2 protein-coding genes are annotated in these 3,043 nt (G+C 67.5%); one reads left to right on the forward strand and one right to left on the reverse strand.

Going from position 1 to position 3,043, the window contains the following annotated elements:
- Positions 1-1,343 precede the first annotated feature (1,343 nt).
- The gene (locus tag AC5LSR_RS02600; protein ID WP_250291299.1) at positions 1,344-2,222 is read left to right on the forward strand and encodes a DNA adenine methylase; all 879 of its coding nucleotides are present in this window, start codon (positions 1,344-1,346) and stop codon (positions 2,220-2,222) included.
- Positions 2,223-2,350: 128 nt separating this feature from the next.
- On the opposite strand, the gene AC5LSR_RS02605 is transcribed toward AC5LSR_RS02600, so the two are convergent.
- Positions 2,351-3,043: CbiX/SirB N-terminal domain-containing protein (locus tag AC5LSR_RS02605; RefSeq protein WP_493465617.1), on the reverse strand; the 693-nt coding region annotated here is incomplete at its 5' end.

A 3,043-nucleotide genomic window follows, 5' to 3' on the forward strand; every position in this document is an offset into this window, starting at 1 on the left:
GCCGTGAGAGCGCCGGAGATGTTTTTCCAATGAGCCATGCCGAATGGTTTCCTTTCGCTTCGGATGTTACACGCAGATATTTGGCAGGAATTTGCCGGCGTGGCCGCCCCCGCGGTGTGACGGCATAGCGGAGCCAGGTGTCGGCGCTGTGTCCAGGCCGCGGTGGACGGACCGGCAGCCTTGTTCCAGATCGCGCGTCGGGTGGCCATTCCAGTACGGCGATATGGGGTCGGGTACGTCAGACCGCGGGTGTTCCATCGGATGGGGCCGGCCCGCGGTGAGCAATTCCATAACCGACGAGCTCGCGGATGGCCGGGCTCCTACCGCCGCACGTAGTATTCATGGTCCCTGTCGGGAACAGGCCGGCACCGGTACGAAACCGGCACCGCGTCCACCGGGCATCCCGCTCGGCGACCGATAAAACAGGATCATCTCATGAAGCGTTGTTCACGGGTCCCGATCAGGGCCCGGTAACGCCCTGACCTGCGCAGGCGTATGATCCAGAACATCTGATCGCAGCTTCTGAACAACGCTCATGGTGCTCGGTGAGCTCTCAGTAAACCCCAATCTGGCCGTTTCCACCCGGCCGGCTCTCGGGGACGTTTGCCACCGTCCGCGTACAGCACCTGTCCACCTGCTGCCATCCGTGGTTTATCTGACATGCCGGAAGGTGGCCCCAGCACTTCTGCGAAGGTACTCGAGGATGGCTCCGTGCGCGAGGACTGCAACGTGGCCCAACGTCGCTCGCCCAGGTGGGGAAATTCCTTTCCATGGCGGAGAGTCACCGCCATGAGCGCTGTCGACCAGACCTCGACCCGGCTGTGCCGAACGATTCACAATGATCATCCGTTCGAATCTTTCTGGTGTCGCGGATTCGATGACGGTGGTGTTTGCGGCCGTGCTGACAGGGTCATTTCACAGCTGACGGTCCGGATTCGGTCGTCTCCGGCCACGATCGGAGTGGCGTGGCCTGGACGGATGCCGCCGGCGCGTCGGAGCATGCTGGAGGTGGGCGCGCCCACCTCCAGCGATCACCGCGTTCCCGGCGCTTCATGACTGCCATGGGGAGGGCGTCCCCGAAGATGCCATCCCGCCGATGTCACCCTTGTGACCAAGAGATCACTGACAAGTCTTGATCCGAACCGGTCGATCGAATTTCTTACTGAAAGTAATCAGATCTTCCGTCTGGGGCTCTCATGTGGTGTCGGATTTCCGACACCAGGGCACGCTGTGGAGAGCCCGGGTTCCGCGGTTCGTGGGTACACGGCGAAGATCGTTGAGGTGCAGCCGCGGGTCGCGGAGCGCCGTCGGGCCCTGTCGCACGGAACCCGTAGTCTTGACGTGTGCAGCCGACGGGTCTGCGGACCACCAGTCGTATCCCCGGCGAGAAGCCGTTCCTGAAGTGGGCCGGGGGCAAGAGCAGGTACGCGAGCGCGCTCGTGGGGCTGGCGCCGGAGTTCACCGGCTCGTACCGGGAGCCCTTTCTCGGTAGTGGCGCGGTGTTCTTCGAACTGGGGCCTCGCCGCGCTGTTCTCTCCGACGCGAACGAAGAACTCGTCGTCTGTTTCCGGGTCGTCGCCGGGGATCCGGAGTCGGTCATGGCGCGGCTCGACGAGATGCCCAACACTCCCGAACACTTCGAACACGTGCGCCGGCAGCGTCCCCGGGATCTCAGTGACCTCGAACGGGCCGCCCGGGTCGTCTACCTCAACAAGACGAGCTTCCGGGGGCTGTGGCGGGTGAACCGTCGCAACGAGTTCAACACGCCGTACGGAGCCTACGACCGGCCCTACTACAATCGGACGACGTTTCTGCGGGCCGCCAGGGCGCTGAGCGGCGCCGTTGTCAGGGTGGCCGACTTCGAACAGGCGATCGACGACGCCGAAACGGGTGACTGGGTGTACTGCGACCCGCCGTACGTACCACTCGGCGGCTGGTCTGATTTCAGACGGTACACCGCCGGCCAGTTCGGGGCGGACGACCAGGTGCGGCTTTACAAGGCGATGCGTCGCGCGGCCGACCGGGGAGTTTTCATCACCATGACCAACAGCGACACGCCGTTCGTGCGCGACCTGTTCGGCGGTGATTTCCGCGTTCTGCGGCTGGCCACCCGGCGTGACATCAGCCTGAACGCGTCCGCCCGGCGTAGCTGGGACGTGGTGGTGACCAGCTACGACCCGCCCGTGCCGTCCCAGGCCCCCTTCGACCGCCAGGTGCGGTAGCCGCGGACGGTCCCGGCCAGGCCGTGGCCCGGCCGGGACCGGGCAGGGGCGGTCGGAGGTCGAGCGGAGGCGCCTACCGGTCGGCTCCTGTACCCGGCGTGACCGGGGCGGGCATGGGCGCCGGCCGCTCAGGACGCGTGGGAGGCATGCCGGTGATGCCCGTGACCATGTTCGTGGCTGTGACCGCGGTGGTGATCATGGTGTCCGTGCGGATGCGTCGGGTCGTCCGGATGGTCGTGGGGGGCCTGGGGGGCGGCCACCCGGTGCTCGAAGCCGGGCAGCGCGACCCGGTACAGGCAGGTGTCGCAGTTCATCCGGATGTCCCCGGCCAGTGCCTCGGCGAAGCGCTCGAACACCAGGTCCACCAGGGCGTCGCTGTCGCCGAGCAGGCCCGCGCAGCGCACGTCGACGCCCGGGTGCTCGGCGGCCCAGGCGGTGGCCTGGGCGACCACCCGCTCCGGCAGGACGCCGGTGAACAGGAAGTAGGGCGCCACCACGATCCGGGACGCTCCCAGCCGGCGGCAGCGCTCCAGGCCGGCGGGCACGCCCGGCTCGGCCAGGCTGATGAACGCCGGTTCGACACCGGCGAACCCGCGTCCCTCCCACAGCAGCCGGGCGACCTTGGCGATCTCGGCGTTGGCGTCCGGGTCGGTGGAGCCCCGGCTGACCAGCAGCACGGTCACCTTCGCCCGCTCGGCGCGCGGGCAGACCGCGTCGATGCGCTCGTCGAGCGCCGTCAGCAACGTCGGATGCGGGCCGAGCGGGCGTCCGTAGGTGTAGCGCAGACCGGGATGGCGGGCGCGTTCGCGGGCGAGCGCGCC

The organism is Protofrankia sp. CiP1_Cm_nod4 (assembly GCF_982290645.1).